This is a genomic window from Sulfitobacter sp. 15WGC (assembly GCF_005068605.1).
Classification (GTDB): Bacteria; Pseudomonadota; Alphaproteobacteria; order Rhodobacterales; family Rhodobacteraceae; genus Sulfitobacter; species Sulfitobacter faviae.
The window spans coordinates 57,080-71,510 of sequence record NZ_SZNL01000001.1 but is presented as its reverse complement, the minus strand read 5'-3'; the positions used below and the strand labels follow the sequence as shown (position 1 = coordinate 71,510).

Annotated in this window: 15 protein-coding genes; 9 read left to right on the top strand and 6 right to left on the bottom strand. The window is 61.9% G+C overall.

All coding sequences use genetic code 11. The features are described from left to right. Positions 1-37: 37 nt before the first annotated feature. On the top strand, positions 38-448 hold the full coding sequence (locus FCK22_RS00375; protein WP_067266648.1) for a SufE family protein: 411 nt from the start codon (positions 38-40) through the stop codon (positions 446-448). 3 nt (positions 449-451) lie between these two features. Here FCK22_RS00375 and FCK22_RS00370 read toward each other — a convergent pair whose 3' ends face one another. Together FCK22_RS00370 and FCK22_RS00365 are read right to left on the bottom strand one after the other, a co-directional pair. After that, positions 452-1,096 (bottom strand): DUF1638 domain-containing protein, encoded by a 645-nt coding sequence (locus FCK22_RS00370; protein ID WP_067266650.1) that lies wholly within the window; start codon positions 1,094-1,096, stop codon positions 452-454. Between the two features lie 55 nt (positions 1,097-1,151). Continuing rightward, positions 1,152-1,850, bottom strand: coding sequence for a B12-binding domain-containing protein (locus FCK22_RS00365; protein ID WP_067266651.1), 699 nt, complete (start codon positions 1,848-1,850; stop codon positions 1,152-1,154). Positions 1,851-2,051: 201 nt separating this feature from the next. Between FCK22_RS00365 and FCK22_RS00360 the strand changes: the two genes are divergently transcribed. Continuing rightward, a complete protein-coding gene (locus tag FCK22_RS00360) occupies positions 2,052-3,128 on the top strand; it encodes a PA0069 family radical SAM protein (RefSeq protein WP_067266653.1) in 1,077 nt (358 codons plus the stop codon). 3 nt (positions 3,129-3,131) lie between these two features. Here the strand turns inward: FCK22_RS00360 and bmt are convergent, their stop codons facing one another. After that, positions 3,132-4,145 (bottom strand): betaine--homocysteine S-methyltransferase, encoded by a 1,014-nt coding sequence (bmt, locus tag FCK22_RS00355; protein WP_067266654.1) that lies wholly within the window; start codon positions 4,143-4,145, stop codon positions 3,132-3,134. A 134-nt stretch (positions 4,146-4,279) separates the two neighbouring features. Further along, the gene (locus FCK22_RS00350; RefSeq protein ID WP_067266656.1) at positions 4,280-4,597 is read right to left on the bottom strand and encodes a DUF1476 domain-containing protein; all 318 of its coding nucleotides are present in this window, start codon (positions 4,595-4,597) and stop codon (positions 4,280-4,282) included. A gap of 167 nt (positions 4,598-4,764) precedes the next feature. On the opposite strand from FCK22_RS00350, the gene purC reads away from it, so the two are divergent. The 5 genes from purC to FCK22_RS00325 all read left to right on the top strand — a co-directional run bounded on the left by purC (position 4,765) and on the right by FCK22_RS00325 (position 9,609). Beyond that, positions 4,765-5,526, top strand: a complete 762-nt coding sequence (gene purC, locus FCK22_RS00345; protein ID WP_067266657.1) for a phosphoribosylaminoimidazolesuccinocarboxamide synthase — start codon at positions 4,765-4,767, stop codon at positions 5,524-5,526. Positions 5,527-5,574: 48 nt separating this feature from the next. Then, complete coding sequence (gene purS, locus FCK22_RS00340; RefSeq protein WP_067266658.1) at positions 5,575-5,805, top strand: phosphoribosylformylglycinamidine synthase subunit PurS; 231 nt, start codon at positions 5,575-5,577, stop codon at positions 5,803-5,805. Further along, on the top strand, positions 5,805-6,473 hold the full coding sequence (gene purQ, locus FCK22_RS00335) for a phosphoribosylformylglycinamidine synthase subunit PurQ (protein WP_067266659.1): 669 nt from the start codon (positions 5,805-5,807) through the stop codon (positions 6,471-6,473). The genes purS and purQ overlap by 1 nt, the downstream gene beginning before the upstream one ends. Before the next feature lie 69 nt (positions 6,474-6,542). Beyond that, complete coding sequence (locus tag FCK22_RS00330; RefSeq protein WP_197470957.1) at positions 6,543-8,270, top strand: ATP-binding protein; 1,728 nt, start codon at positions 6,543-6,545, stop codon at positions 8,268-8,270. 4 nt (positions 8,271-8,274) lie between these two features. Next, complete coding sequence (locus tag FCK22_RS00325; protein WP_067266663.1) at positions 8,275-9,609, top strand: sigma-54 dependent transcriptional regulator; 1,335 nt, start codon at positions 8,275-8,277, stop codon at positions 9,607-9,609. Between the two features lie 23 nt (positions 9,610-9,632). Here FCK22_RS00325 and FCK22_RS00320 read toward each other — a convergent pair whose 3' ends face one another. Further along, positions 9,633-9,923: a hypothetical protein gene (locus tag FCK22_RS00320; protein WP_067266665.1), complete on the bottom strand. Its 291-nt coding sequence runs from the start codon at positions 9,921-9,923 to the stop codon at positions 9,633-9,635. Between the two features lie 548 nt (positions 9,924-10,471). On the opposite strand from FCK22_RS00320, the gene FCK22_RS00315 reads away from it, so the two are divergent. After that, positions 10,472-13,369 (top strand): ribonuclease E/G, encoded by a 2,898-nt coding sequence (locus tag FCK22_RS00315; RefSeq protein WP_067266666.1) that lies wholly within the window; start codon positions 10,472-10,474, stop codon positions 13,367-13,369. A gap of 89 nt (positions 13,370-13,458) precedes the next feature. On the opposite strand, the gene FCK22_RS00310 is transcribed toward FCK22_RS00315, so the two are convergent. Beyond that, on the bottom strand, positions 13,459-13,686 hold the full coding sequence (locus FCK22_RS00310) for a sulfurtransferase TusA family protein (protein WP_067266668.1): 228 nt from the start codon (positions 13,684-13,686) through the stop codon (positions 13,459-13,461). A gap of 91 nt (positions 13,687-13,777) precedes the next feature. Here FCK22_RS00310 and FCK22_RS00305 point away from each other — a divergent pair. Then, on the top strand, positions 13,778-14,431 hold a 654-nt coding region (locus FCK22_RS00305), incomplete at its 3' end, for a cytochrome c biogenesis protein CcdA (protein ID WP_136720144.1).

Sequence of the window (14,431 nt, the reverse complement as noted above, 5' to 3'; positions counted from 1 at the left end):
TGTCAGGCAATGGAATTCACCCGAAGAGAGTGCACAGATGGCCACGCCCGCCTTTGAAGAACTGGTCGAGGATTTCGAGTTTTTGGACGATTGGGAAGACCGTTATCGCCATGTGATCGACCTTGGCAAAGCGATGGAGCCGCTGCCCGAGCCGCTGCGCGTCCCTGCGACCAAGGTCGACGGCTGCGCCTCTCAGGTCTGGCTGCACGCACAGTTCGAGGGCGGGAAACTGCATTTCGACGGTGCCAGCGACGCGATGATCGTCTCAGGGCTGATCGCGGTTTTGCGCAAGCTTTACAACGGCTTGACACCTAGTGAGGTGGGCGGGGTCGATGCCAAGGCGGAACTGGCGCGGCTGGGGTTGAACGACCACCTCTCGGCACAGCGCTCGAACGGATTGCGCGCGATGATCGAGCGGGTGCGCGAAACGGCAGCGCAGGAAGCCTAACGCTCAGAGGGCGCGCAACGCGCTCTTTAAATCCCCGTACCCCGTGAATCGCCGCTCGAACGCGAGGCCAAGCCGCGCGGCGCAGTCTTGGGCCTTTTCGGTCAGCGCCGGGTCATCTGTCTGCGCCTGATAGACCAATTTCTCGTAATTGCCGAAATACATGTCGCGCAGCTCGGGATGCCGGTCGAGGCCCATGGGTTTGATGATGAAAGCGTCGAACTGCCGGACCAGAAAATCGGTGAGATAGAAGGTGGTGATCTCATCTTCGGCGGATTTGGCGAAGCTATCGTTGCCTTGGAAAAAACTGTAGCAATGCGGCCCGGCGACCATTTGCACGCCGAGTTCTGCGCAGGCGCGTTCCAGCCCACCGCCCGTGCCGCAATCGGCGTAGACAACAAAGAAATCGTCGTAATCCGCACGGTGTTTGGCGACCGTATCACGCACCGCTTGGGTAATCTTTTCCGGGTAAAGGTGATATTTCGCGGGCAGGCAGGTCAGATCCAGATGGGTCCAACCATTGGCGGCTTTCAGATCCAAAATCTCACGCGCCAGCGCCCCGCAGGCGATCAGCAAGATACGGCCCGCGCGGGTGGGCGCGAGCCCGTCTTGGGTCAGGGTCCGGTCATCTGGCAGCACTGTGTCATCCATGCCGATACCATCGCATGTCACCGCGTGTTAAGCCAAGCGGGCAGGGGCGAGAGGCTCAGGCGTTGGCCGAATTATGTCGACGGCCCATCCAGTCTTTCGCGGTTTCCACCGCCACGGCGGCATCCCGGCAATAGGCATCGGCCCCGATGGCCTTGCCGAATTCCTCGTTCAGGGGCGCGCCACCGACCAACACGATATAGTCGTCGCGCTTGCCCTGTTCGACCAGCGTGTCAATCACCACTTTCATATAGGGCATGGTCGTGGTCAGCAGGGCGGACATGCCAAGGATATCGGCCTTTTCCGCTTCGAGCGCTTCGAGATAGGCTTCGACCGCGTTGTTGATCCCCAGATCGACAACCTCGAAACCCGCGCCTTCCATCATCATGCCGACGAGGTTCTTGCCGATGTCGTGAATGTCGCCTTTGACGGTGCCGATCACCATCTTGCCCACGCGCGGCGCGCCAGTTTCCGCAAGCAGCGGCTTGAGGATGGCCATGCCGCCCTTCATCGCATTGGCGGCCAGCAGCACCTCGGGCACAAAGAGGATCCCATCGCGGAAATCGGCCCCGACAATGGTCATGCCGCCGACAAGCGCCTTGGTCAGGATCTCATAGGGTTCCCAGCCGCGGTCGAGCAGGATTTGCACCCCTTCTTCGATCTCTTCCTTGAGACCGTCATACAGGTCATCGAACATCTGCTGGACCAGTTCTTCGTCGTCCAACTCGGCCAGGATGATATCGTCTTCTTCCGACATGGTGTTTCCTTCTGCTGGGCGTGCAGGTGCATGACACTTGAGCCCTTGTCTCACGGAATGTTAGCGCCGGGGTCGCGGTTTGCGACATCGGCCGCGCCTTGCGCGACGCCTTGGGGGCAAACTACTGCTTTTTGCGGTGTAAGGACAAGGGTTTGCACGAGGTTACTTGCTGATGTTCGCGCAATGTTCTAACCTTCTTTCATGGATAGGGAAGACCAGCGATTCCGCGTGCTTGGCCGCGCGGCAGGCAGCAATGATGCGGGCCGGTTTGAGCGTCATACCCGCGTCGCCGAAGATGACGGTTGGGCGCGTGACGAGGTGCTTCCGGTGCTGCGCACCCAGACCAGCATCGAAGTGCCGCGCCGGGTGATCACCTACAACCGCTCGCCGGATTTGCCTTTTGACCGCTCGATCAACCCCTATCGCGGCTGCGAACACGGCTGCGTCTACTGTTTCGCGCGTCCCAGCCATGCCTACCTCGGCCTGTCGCCGGGCTTGGATTTCGAGACGCAGTTGATCGCCCGCCCCGAAGCGCCGGACGTTCTGGCGCGGGAACTGCGGTCGAAGCGTTATCAGGTCGCGCCCATCGCCATCGGCACCAACACCGATCCCTATCAGCCGATCGAAAAGACCCATGGCATCATGCGAGAATGTCTCGAAGTGTTAGCCGCGTTCAATCACCCGGTCGCGATTGTCACCAAGGGCAGCCTGATCGAACGCGACATCGACATCTTGGGCGACATGGCAGGGCGCGGATTGGCGGCGGTCGGCATTTCGGTGACCACGCTCGACGCAAAGCTGAGCCGCTTGATGGAGCCGCGCGCGCCCGCGCCGCAGCGGCGGTTGCAGGTGATCCGAAAGCTGTCGGAAGCAGGGATCCCGGTGCGGATCATGGCATCGCCGATGATCCCGGCGCTGACCGACCCGGAGTTGGAGGCGATCCTGACCGCCGGGCGCGAGGCCGGCGCGCGGCACGCAAGCTGGATCATGCTGCGCCTGCCGCGAGAGGTGTCGCCGCTGGTGCAGGACTGGCTCGCCACCCATTACCCCGACCGGGCCGGTCGGATCATGGCGCGCTTGCGCGATATGCATGGCGGCAAGGAATATGACGCGGGCTGGCATAAGCGGATGCGGGGCGAGGGGCCATATGCGCAGATGGTGGCGCAACGCTTTGATCTGGCGGTGAAGCGTCTGGGGTTGGCCCGTTCTGGCGTACCGCTGCGCTGCGATCTGTTTCGACCGCCCTCCGAAAAGGGCGATCAATTGAGCTTGTTCTGAGCCTCAGCCCCGGCGACGCCCGCGGCGCGGCGCGCGCGTCGGGCCTTGGCCATCGGTGCCATCGCTTTCGGAAGAGAAATCACCGATCTCTTCGCGGATCTGCTCCAGCGTGGGGGCCGGGCCTTTTTCGGTGCTGTCGAGCGCCTCGCGCATGGCGACCAGATGCTCAGGCAGGGTGCCGCAGCAGCCGCCGATGATGCTTGCGCCTGCGTTGCGGGCCATCACCGCGTAGCGTGCCATCAACTCGGGCGTGCCGTCATAGTGGATGTGGCCTTCGACGTATTTCGGGATGCCTGCGTTGCCTTTCGAGATGATCGGCAGCGTGCCGTTCTTCGCGGCAAAGCCAAGCACGGTGCGCAGCAGGTCAGAGGCGCCGGTGCCGCAGTTGGCCCCATAGGCCAGCGGCATGTTGTCGAGCCCATGCACCAAGTCGACCATCCCTTCGGAGGTCAGCCCCATCATCGTGCGGCCCGCGGTGTCAAAGCTCATCGTGCCACACCACGGCAGACCGGCAAGCTGGAACCCCTCAGCAGCGGCGCGGTATTCTTCGGGAGCGCTGATCGTCTCTAGCCAGCCGATATCGGCACCGCCGGCCTTGAGCCCATCGGCGGTCTCGTGGAACATCTCAACGGCGAGGGAATGCGACAGGGTGCCCACAGGCTCCATGATCTCACCCGTGGGGCCGACGGAGCCTGCAACGATCACCTTACGCTCGGCGGTATCGGCCACCTCGCGCGCCAGTTCGGCAGAGACGCGGCTCAGCTCATGCACGCGGTTCTGCGCGTCGTGCAGCTTGAGACGGGCGGCATTGGCGCCGAAGGAATTGGTCAGGAAGAGATCGCTGCCCGAATCCACTGCGAAACGGTAGAGCTTGGTGATCTTGGCAGGCTCGTCGGTGTTCCACAATTCGGGCGCATCGCCCGACATCAGACCCATGTTGAACAGATTGGTGCCCGTGGCCCCATCGGCGAGCAATGTGCCCTTTTCAGCGAGAAGATCGGTGAATGCGTTGCTCATGGGGGCTCCTGTTGGGTCTGGGAATTTCGCCTGATGTCACGCTGGCCACTTGGGGGCAATCTCATAATATTCATCTTCATTATGAGGGCAGGCGGAGAGGCTGCGCCCCGATGCCGAGACCGGGGCGCAGAGTGTCAGCTTGTCTCGCTCAGCAGCTGCGCCTTGGCCTCGGCCATTAGGCTTTGCATCTTGCTGCGGATCGTCGCCTCATCCGCGCGGTCGCCCAGATCGCCCGAGACTTTGCGATAAACGTCTTCGTCGCCCGCCTCTTCGAAATCGGATTTCACGACCTCTTTGGCATAGTCCTCGGCATCGCTGCCGGATTTGCCCAAAAGTTCAGCAGCCCAGAGGCCCAGAAGCTTGTTGCGCCGCGCCTCGGCGCGGAATTGCATGTCCGCGTCGTGGGCGAACTTGCTTTCAAAGGCATTTGCGCGGTCGTCAAAGTTGCTCATGGCGGGTCTCCGATTGCTGTTGTTACCCGTTTGATATGCGAACGCCTGCCCGTTCTCGCAAGTGGTGGGGCAAAGGTGGCGGGCCATGCTTGCAGCAGCGGGGTGCTTGCACTAAGAGAAGCGCAAGCGGCGGGGATGTTCCCGGCCCCCTGTTGGAAAGGATGCCCATGGCCCGGCGCAACAAGATCTACGAAGGCAAGGCAAAGATCCTCTATGAAGGTCCCGAGCCCGGTACGATCGTTCAATATTTCAAAGACGATGCCACGGCCTTTAACGCCGAGAAGAAAGCCACGATCGAAGGCAAGGGCGTGTTGAACAACCGCCTGTCCGAGTTCTTTATGACTGGCCTGAACAGCATCGGCGTGCCGACGCATTTCATCAAACGCCTGAACATGCGCGAACAGCTCGTGCGGCAGGTTGAGATCATTCCGCTGGAAGTGATCGTGCGCAACTACGCCGCCGGTTCCATGTCCAAGCGCCTTGGCATCGAAGAGGGCACGCAATTGCCGCGCCCGATTGTCGAATATTGCTACAAGGACGACTCGCTCGGCGATCCGCTGGTGACAGAAGAGCATATCGCCGCATTCGGCTGGGCCAGCCAGCAAGACATGGACGATATCCTGAGCCTTGCGCTGCGGGTCAATGACTTCATGTCGGGCGTGATGATGGCCGTCGGCATCAAGCTGGTGGACTTCAAGATCGAGATTGGCCGCGTTTACGACGGTGATTTCCAGCGTCTGATCGTCGCCGATGAGATAAGCCCTGACAGCTGTCGCCTGTGGGACATCGAAACGGGTCAGAAGCTCGATAAAGACGTGTTCCGCCGCGATCTGGGCTCGCTCACCGATGCCTATACCGAAGTGGCCAAACGCCTTGGCGTCATGCCCAAGAACAATGCGCCGGTGACCAAGCCGACGCTGATCAATTAACGCGGCTTCGCCGTTTAATTTGCAGATATTACAAAGGGGTGTCGCGCCATGAAAGCACGGGTGCATGTGATGCTGAAGAACGGGGTGCTCGACCCTCAGGGCGAAGCGGTTCGCCACGCGCTCGGAGCCTTGGGCTTTGACGGGGTGAACGGTGTGCGTCAGGGCAAGGTGATCGAACTTGACCTCGCCGAAGGCACCTCCGAGGCCGATGTAAACGCCATGTGCGAAAAGCTCTTGGCCAATACGGTGATCGAATCCTATTCGGTGGAGCTGGCCTGATGCACGCAGCGGTGGTTGTCTTTCCCGGGTCCAATTGCGACCGCGACCTTGCCGTGGCTTTCAAAGCCGCGGGCGCCAAGGTCTCCATGGTCTGGCATAAGGACAGCGAACTGCCGCAAGGCGTTGATATTGTAGGCATTCCCGGCGGGTTCTCCTATGGCGATTACCTGCGCTGCGGGGCCATCGCCGCGAATTCGCCGATCTGCCGCACAGTGGCCGCCCATGCGGAACGGGGCGGCTATGTGCTGGGCATCTGCAACGGTTTTCAGGTGTTGACCGAAACCGGCCTGCTGCCGGGCGCGTTGCTGCGGAACGCGGGATTGAAATACATATGCAAAACCGTTGGTCTGAAGGTTGCGACTACGGCGAGCGATTACACCAGCGGCTACACCGCCGGTCAGGCCATCGACATTCCGATCGCCCACCACGACGGCAACTATTTCGCGGATGACGAGACGATTGCGAAACTGCGCGGCGAAGATCGCGTGGCCTTCAGCTATGCCGAGAACCCCAATGGCGCGCGCGATGATATCGCGGGCATCCTGTCGGAAAACCGCCGGGTGCTGGGCATGATGCCGCATCCTGAGCGGGCGGCGGAAGCGGCGCATGGCAATACGGATGGGGCGGCGCTCTTCCGCGCATTGACCGGTGCTTTGCAAACCGCCTGACTTGAGTGCGGCGCGCAGAGCGCGTAGGTTGCCGCGATGAGTGATACATCCGGTTCCGAAGGCAATAGCATGGCCGTATCCTGGCGGGTGCGGTTCGCCATCGCGGCGCTGATGATCCTCGCCGTGGTGACCATTTCGATCACCAACAAACTGCTGACCGACCGTTTTACCGAAAGCACCCGCAACCGCGCCGAACTGCGCATCGCGCTTTATAGCGGCAACCTGCTGGCGGAACTGCGCCAGAATGCCATCGTCCCGCAGCTTTTGGCGCGTGATCCCACCTTGATCGGGGCGCTGCAAACGGCGGATTATTCCCTGTCGACGCAGCGGCTTATCTCCTTCGTGGAAGAGATCGGCGCGGCCTCCTTGATGCTTTATGACATCGACGGGCGTACCGTTGCGGCGACCGACCGCAACCGTTTGGGCTCTGCGCATAAATCCGAGCCCTATTTCGTCGACGCCATCCGCTCCAACGCCACAATCTTTTCAACGATTGAGCGGGAGCAGGGCGGCTATCGTTTCCTCTATTCGCGGCGCATGCAGTCGGGCGGCACGACCCTTGGCGTGATCGCGGTCGAGGTCGACTTGCAGAAGTTCGAGCGCGCATGGGCCGGGATTTCCGATGCGGTGATTGTCATGGACAGCACCGGGCAGATCATTCTCGCCACCGAGCCGCGCTGGCGCGGGCTGACCGAACCCGAAGCCTTGGCCAACCACACGCCGCAAAGCGCCATTGAGCGCGCCATCCAAGCCACCACCGATTGGACCGCGCTGCCCCCCGACGCCTATTTGCAGGGCGAAGCGGTGATGCGTCTGGAAAACCGGATTCCGTTCCGGGGCTGGCGGATGAGCAGCTACACCACCTATGCCTCGGTCCGCGAAAAGGTGAACGGCGTGCTGGCGCTTGAGGTGATGGGTTTTGCGATCCTGCTGGCTTTGGCATTCTACTTCCTCAGCCGCCGCACGGCCGGAAGGCTGGCGATCTTCCAACGGGAATCGGCCAAACTCAGGGCGCTGAACCTCGCCCTGCAACGTGAGATTGCCGAACGAAAGCGCGTGCAACAGACCCTCGCCGTGGCCGAGCAGACCCTTGAACAGTCATCGAAACTCGCTGCCTTGGGTGAGATGTCCGCCGCTGTGAGCCATGAGTTGAACCAACCGCTTGCCGCGATGAAGACCTATCTGGCGGGCGCGCGTTTGTTGCTCAATCGTAACCGGCAGGATGAGGCGCTGTCGTCCTTTGGGCGGATCGACGACCTGATCGAACGGATGGGCGCAATCACCCGGCAGCTGAAATCCTATGCCCGCAAGGGGCAGGAGGCCTTCTCTCCGGTGGATATGGGCGCGGCCTTGGCCTCATCCTTGTCGATGATGGAGCCACAATTGCGCCAACGACAGGTCCAGATCAGCCGGATTCTACCCGATAATCCCGTCATGGTGATGGGAGACCGTATGCGGATCGAGCAAGTTATGGTAAACCTGTTAAGAAACGCATTGGACGCAACAAAATCGGAACGAAACCCTCAGGTGGACATTATACTATCAGCGGGGGAGACGGCGACATTGACCGTGCGCGACAATGGCCCGGGGATCGAAGACTTGGACGCGCTGTTCGAACCTTTCTACACGACCAAACAGCCCGGCGATGGCGTGGGGCTGGGTCTTGCCATTTCATCGGGGATCGTCAACGACCTCGGCGGGAGGCTGACGGCGCGCAACGGACAGAACGGTGGCGCTGTATTTGAAATGCAGCTGCCCATATTGGCAGATGAAACGAAGATAGAAGCGGCGGAGTGAACGCATGGCTCAGGCAATGAAAATCGCGATTGTAGATGATGAACAGGACATGCGGCAGTCGATCAGCCAGTGGCTGGCCCTTTCGGGTTATGACACGGAAACTTTCGGCAGCGCCGAGGACGCGCTCAAGACATTGGGGCCCGATTATCCGGGCATCGTCATTTCCGACATCAAGATGCCGGGCATGGACGGGATGCAGTTTCTGAAAAAACTCATGGGCAGCGACTCGGCCCTGCCGGTCATTATGATCACCGGCCATGGCGATGTGCCGATGGCGGTTGAGGCGATGCGGGTGGGCGCGTTCGATTTCCTCGAAAAGCCCTTCAACCCCGACCGGATGAGTGAGTTGGCTAAGAAAGCCACCAACGCGCGGCGGCTGGTGATGGACAACCGCGCCCTGCGGCGTGAACTGTCAGACGGCGGCCAGTTGATGAAAAAGCTGATCGGCCAATCCCCGGTGATGGAACGCCTGCGCGAGGATATTCTCGATCTGGGGCAGGCCGATGGGCATGTGCTGATCGATGGGGAAACCGGGACGGGCAAGACTTTGGTCGCCCATGCGCTGCACGCCGTAGGCTCGCGGGCGGGCAAGAAATTCGTGCTCGTCTCCTGCGGCGCCTTGGAGGAAGAGGCGCTGGCCAAACGGCTTTTCGGCCCGATGCAGCCCGAAGACGCGCAACTGCCCGCCATCGAAGAGGCCCGCGGCGGCACTTTGGTTTTGGAGGATATCGAAGCGCTGTCCGAGCAACTCCAAGCCCGGCTGCTGAGCGCGATCAACGAGCAGGGCACCCCGGCGGAGACGCGGATCGTTGCCATCTCGAACCTGCAAGAGGCAGGGCGCACCTCGGAAGACGCGCTGCGCTCGGACCTGTTTTATCGTCTGGCGGCGCTGCGCATCACCGTGCCCCCGCTGCGCCAGCGGGGCGAAGATATTCTGACGCTCTTCACCCGGTTGAGCGATCAATTCGCGGATGAATACGGTTGCGAAGCGCCTCAGGTCAGCGCACAAGAGGCGGCACAGCTGTTGCAAGCGCCTTGGCCCGGCAATGTGCGCCAACTCATCAACGTCGCCGAACGCGCCGTGCTGCAATCGCGCCGTGGCTCGGGCACCATCGCCTCGCTGTTGATGAGCGACCATGACGAAATGCAGCCGGTGATGACCACCGAGGGCAAGCCGCTGAAGGAATATGTCGAAGCCTTTGAGCGTATGTTGATCGACAACACCATGCGCCGCCACAAGGGCTCGATCGCCAGCGTGATGGACGAGCTTTGCCTGCCGCGCCGGACGTTGAACGAGAAGATGGCGAAATACGGGTTGCAGCGGTCAGATTACCTCTGACCGCGCCCCACAAGCAGCGCGGCTTAACCGTTGCGCTGCTCTGCGATCTCGACCGCTTTGCCATTCGGATCGGTGATGCAAGACCAGCTCGCCGCGCCGGGCACATCTACGATATGGCGGTAAAGCTCAACCACCGGGCGGGTGGTATTGATCGCAACCCCCGCCGCTCCGGTTTGCTGGGCCACCGCGGAGATACAGCTTTTCTGCCCGCGCAATTCCGCCAGCGCTGCGGGGTCGTCGGCCACGGCGATCTCATCACAGGCGGCGAGGCCCAGAAGGGTCAGACAAAGCGCGGGGCGCAGAAATTTAGGCATGAAAGCGGTCCTTTGAAACTCTGGGCCGCATCGGCGGCAAGGCAATTCTATAGCGTCGCCCGACGACAGCCGCCACGACAGTCTGAATGTTTCCAAGCCCATGCACCTTGTCAACCGACCGGGGATAAAGCGCATTTGACTGTTGCTCATTCGATTGACCATTGTGTTTCACCCCGTAAAGCCCTTAACTAGCCGGATAAGTCCCGTAACGCCCGACCGGCGTGGGGTGACTTTTGACAGTTTCGCTGCCGTGCCCGCCCGATACCGGGGGGCCAGCAGACCGATTGGGCCGGAAACGGCCGAAGAACCGCTGATATTCGCAAGGGTTAGCCCGACCGAAGCACAGCTAATTAATGGATGGGAGAGGCCGCAGAGCCCTCGCATCGGAGAAGAACCGCGATGACGCGCGCAGATGCTCAGAGCAGACAGTCGGGGGCCCTTGGTGGCCCTGCTGTTGCCGCGTCCTCCATCGCCCTGACAAGTCACACCTCCCAGCCCGAAGCCCCGCCAGGGGCCTTTTGTGCGCGGGTGCTGTGCATAATGGATCTATGTCTAAGAAAATGCTTATCGATGCCACCCACGCCGAGGAAACTCGGGTCGTGGTCGTGGACGGAAACAAGGTCGAAGAATTCGATTTTGAATCGGAAAACAAACGCCAGCTTGCTGGCAATATCTATCTAGCCAAGGTTACACGGGTCGAACCGTCGCTTCAGGCGGCCTTTGTCGACTATGGCGGCAACCGTCACGGTTTCCTCGCTTTCTCGGAAATTCACCCCGATTATTACCAGATTCCCGTGGCCGACCGTCAGGCGCTGCTGGAAGAAGAGCGCGCCTATGCCGAAGCGCAGGCCGCCAAGGACGATGAGGAAGAAAAGCCCAAGCGGACCCGCTCGCGGTCGCGCAGCCGGTCGAAGAGCCAAGCAGCCGAGACCAACAGCGATGACGCCGTAGCCACCGCCGAGGACAACAGCGATCAGATCGCGGGGATGGAAACCGTCGATCTCGACAGCGAAGAGGGCAGCTCGCCCATGGAGCGGGTCGCGGAAACGCCGGTCGAAGAGCCGGAGAGCGACGCGAACGACGACGCCGCTAAGGCCGAGGACGCGCCCCCAGCCAAGGCGGATGACGCGGCAAAGGCCGAGGATGCCGACACCAAGGATGACGCGCAGGCCGACGGTGAAGACGCCGATGGCGATGAGGACAAAGGCAGCGATGCCACGGCGAAGGACGATTCCATCGAATCCGTCGCCGATGAAGACGACAGCGAAGACATCCGCCCCGTGCGCAAACCGCGCCCGCGCCGCTACAAGATTCAAGAAGTCATCAAGGTCCGCCAGATCCTGTTGGTGCAGGTCGTCAAAGAAGAGCGCGGCAACAAGGGTGCGGCGCTGACCACCTATCTCAGCCTCGCCGGTCGTTACTGCGTTCTGATGCCCAACACCGCCCGTGGGGGCGGCATCAGCCGCAAGATCACCAATGCCGCCGACCGCAAGAAGCTCAAGGAAATCGCGACCGAGATCGAGGTGCCGAAAGGTGCTGGCCTCATCGTGCGCACCGCCGGGGCGAAACGCACCAAGGCCGAGATCAAGCGGGATTACGAATACCTCCAGCGGCTGTGGGAGCAGATCCGCGAGTTGACCCTGAAGTCCATCGCGCCGGCCAAGATCTACGAGGAAGGCGACCTGATTAAACGCTCGATCCGCGACCTCTACAACCGCGAGATCGACGAGATTCATGTCGAGGGCGAGCGCGGCTACCGCATCGCCAAGGACTTCATGAAGATGATCATGCCGTCCCACGCTAAGAACGTGAAGCTCTACAACGAGAGCCTGCCGCTCTTCGCCCGCTACCAGGTCGAAAGCTACCTTTCGGGCATGTTCAACCCCACGGTGCAACTGCCCTCGGGCGGCTATATCGTGATCGGTGTGACCGAAGCGCTGGTGGCGATCGACGTGAACTCGGGCCGGGCCACCAAGGAAGGCTCGATCGAACAGACCGCGCTCAAGACCAACCTTGAAGCCGCCGATGAGGTCGCGCGCCAGCTGCGTCTGCGTGACCTTGCCGGGCTCATCGTGATCGACTTCATCGACATGGACGAGCGCAAGAACAACGCCGCCGTCGAAAAGCGCATGAAAGATAGGCTCAAGACCGACCGCGCGCGCATTCAGGTGGGCCGCATCTCTGGCTTTGGCCTGATGGAAATGTCGCGTCAGCGTCTGCGCCCGGGCATGATCGAGGCGACGACCCAGCCTTGCCACGCTTGCCACGGCACCGGCCTCGTGCGCTCGGACGACAACCTCGCCCTGTCGATCATCCGCCAGATCGAAGAAGAAGGCACCCGCCGCCGCTCCCGCGAAGTACTGGTACGCGCGCCCGTGGGCATCGCCAACTTCCTGATGAACCAAAAACGCGAACATATCGCCCATATCGAAATGCGCTACGGCATGTCCGTGCGGATCGAAGGTGATCCGTCGCTGGTGAGCCCCGACTTCCACATCGAGAAGTTCAAGACGGCCACCCGCACTGTGCCGCCCGTCTCGGATCACGTCGTCTCGGTCGATACTTCCCTCATGGATCAAATCGACGAGGATGAGAGCGCCGCCGAGGCCGAAGAGGCCCCCGCCGCACAGGACGCCAGCCCCTCCGACAACGGGAACGGCAATGGCAATGGTGAAGAGGGAGAGGGCAAATCCAAGCGCCGCCGCCGCCGTCGTCGCAGCCGGGGTGGCCGTGGTCGCAATGGCAATGGCGATCAGCAGAACGGTGCAGAGGATCAAAACGGTGCTCAGCAGCAGGACGAGGCGAAATCGGACGAGGGCGAGAAAACCGCGCCGGTAGAGGCGGAAGCCCCGCAGGCCGAAGCGGAAGCCGCGCCCGCCGCCGAGGAGAAGCCCAAGCCGAAATCCCGCAGCCGCTCGCGCAAGCCTAAGGCCGAAGTCGCTCCCGAAGCGGAACCCGCGCCCGAAGCCCTTGCCGCCGCAGAAGGCGAAGCGCCGAAAGTCAGCGCCGAGGCCGAAGGGGAGGAGACGCCCAAGCCCAAGACCAAGCGTAGCCGACGGACCAAGAAACCCGCAGCCGAAGCGCCGGAAGAGACCGTGAGCGCAGACGCCGTGGCAAGCGAGGAAGAGGCCGCACCCGCGCCAAAGCCCAAGCGCCGCAGCCGGGCAAAAGCCAAGCCGGTCGAGCCGGTCGCCGAAGCCACGCCCGATGCAATGGCCGAAGCCCTGCCGAGCGAAGCGCCCATCGCGGCCCCGTCACCGGAGACGGCGACGCCCGTCGCGGAAGCGCCTCAGCCTGAGCCGCAGCCCGACCCCGCGCCGCAGCCGGTCGAGGCCGAGGCACCCGCTGCCGAAACCGCTCCTGAGCCAGTGGCCGAAAAGGTCGAAGAGCAGCCCGCCGAGAAGCCCAAACCCAAACGGCGCGGCTGGTGGTCGCTGGGCAGCTAAAGTGCTCTAGATAAAGAAAACGGCGGGCTCTCAGGCCCGCCGTTTTCAGTTTGGCGATAGGGTAAGAAAGACGGCGCGACCGCGCCCGCTCAGCCGCCCTTGGTGATGATGTATAGCTCTGCCGCGCCCTCGGTCCGGGTTTCCGTCAGCTGATGGCCCGCCTCGGCACAAAAATGCGGCACGTCGATCACCGCGGCGGGGTCATCCGCCGTCATGTGAAGCTGATCACCCGGCGCCAGCGCGGCCAGTCGTTTGCGTGCTTTCAGCACGGGCAGGGGGCAGAGAAGCCCCGTGGCATCCAGTTTTTCGATCTTCATAAGATCAGTTAAGCCAAGCCGGTCCCGAGGTCCACGATCTTGTGACAATATGACAGGTGACGCCGGGGCCATGTCGGTCTAGGAGTCGGTCATGTTTGAAATAAGCCTCATCGACGCCGGGATCCTGCCGGCCATGACCATCGCCCTTGTCGCCGGGATTTTCAGTTTCCTGTCGCCCTGCGTGCTGCCCATCGTGCCGCCCTATCTGGCCTATATGGGGGGCGTGTCGATCAATGACATGTCGAGCCAATCCAGCGCGCGGCGGCGGGCGGTGGTGGCGGCGATGTTCTTCGTGCTGGGGCTAAGCACCGTCTTCGTGCTCTTGGGCTTCACGGCCTCGGCCTTTGGGATGTTCTTTCTCCAGAATCAGGCGCTTTTCGCCAAGATTTCCGGCGTGGTGATCATCGTCTTTGGCCTGCATTTCATCGGCCTTTTCCGCATTCCCTTTCTGGACCAAGAGGCGCGGTTAGACGCGGGCGATAAGGGCGGCTCCAGCTTCGGCGCCTATGTTCTGGGGCTGGCTTTCGCCTTTGGCTGGACGCCCTGCATCGGCCCGCAGCTTGGCGCGATCCTGTCGCTCGCAGCGAGCGAGGCTTCCGTCTCTCGCGGGACGCTCTTGCTAGGCGTCTATGCGGCGGGGCTGGGGATCCCGTTCCTGCTGGCCGCGATGTTCATCACCCGCGCCATGACGCTGATGAACCGGATCAAACCGCATATGAAGCTGATTGAGCGGATCATGGGGGGG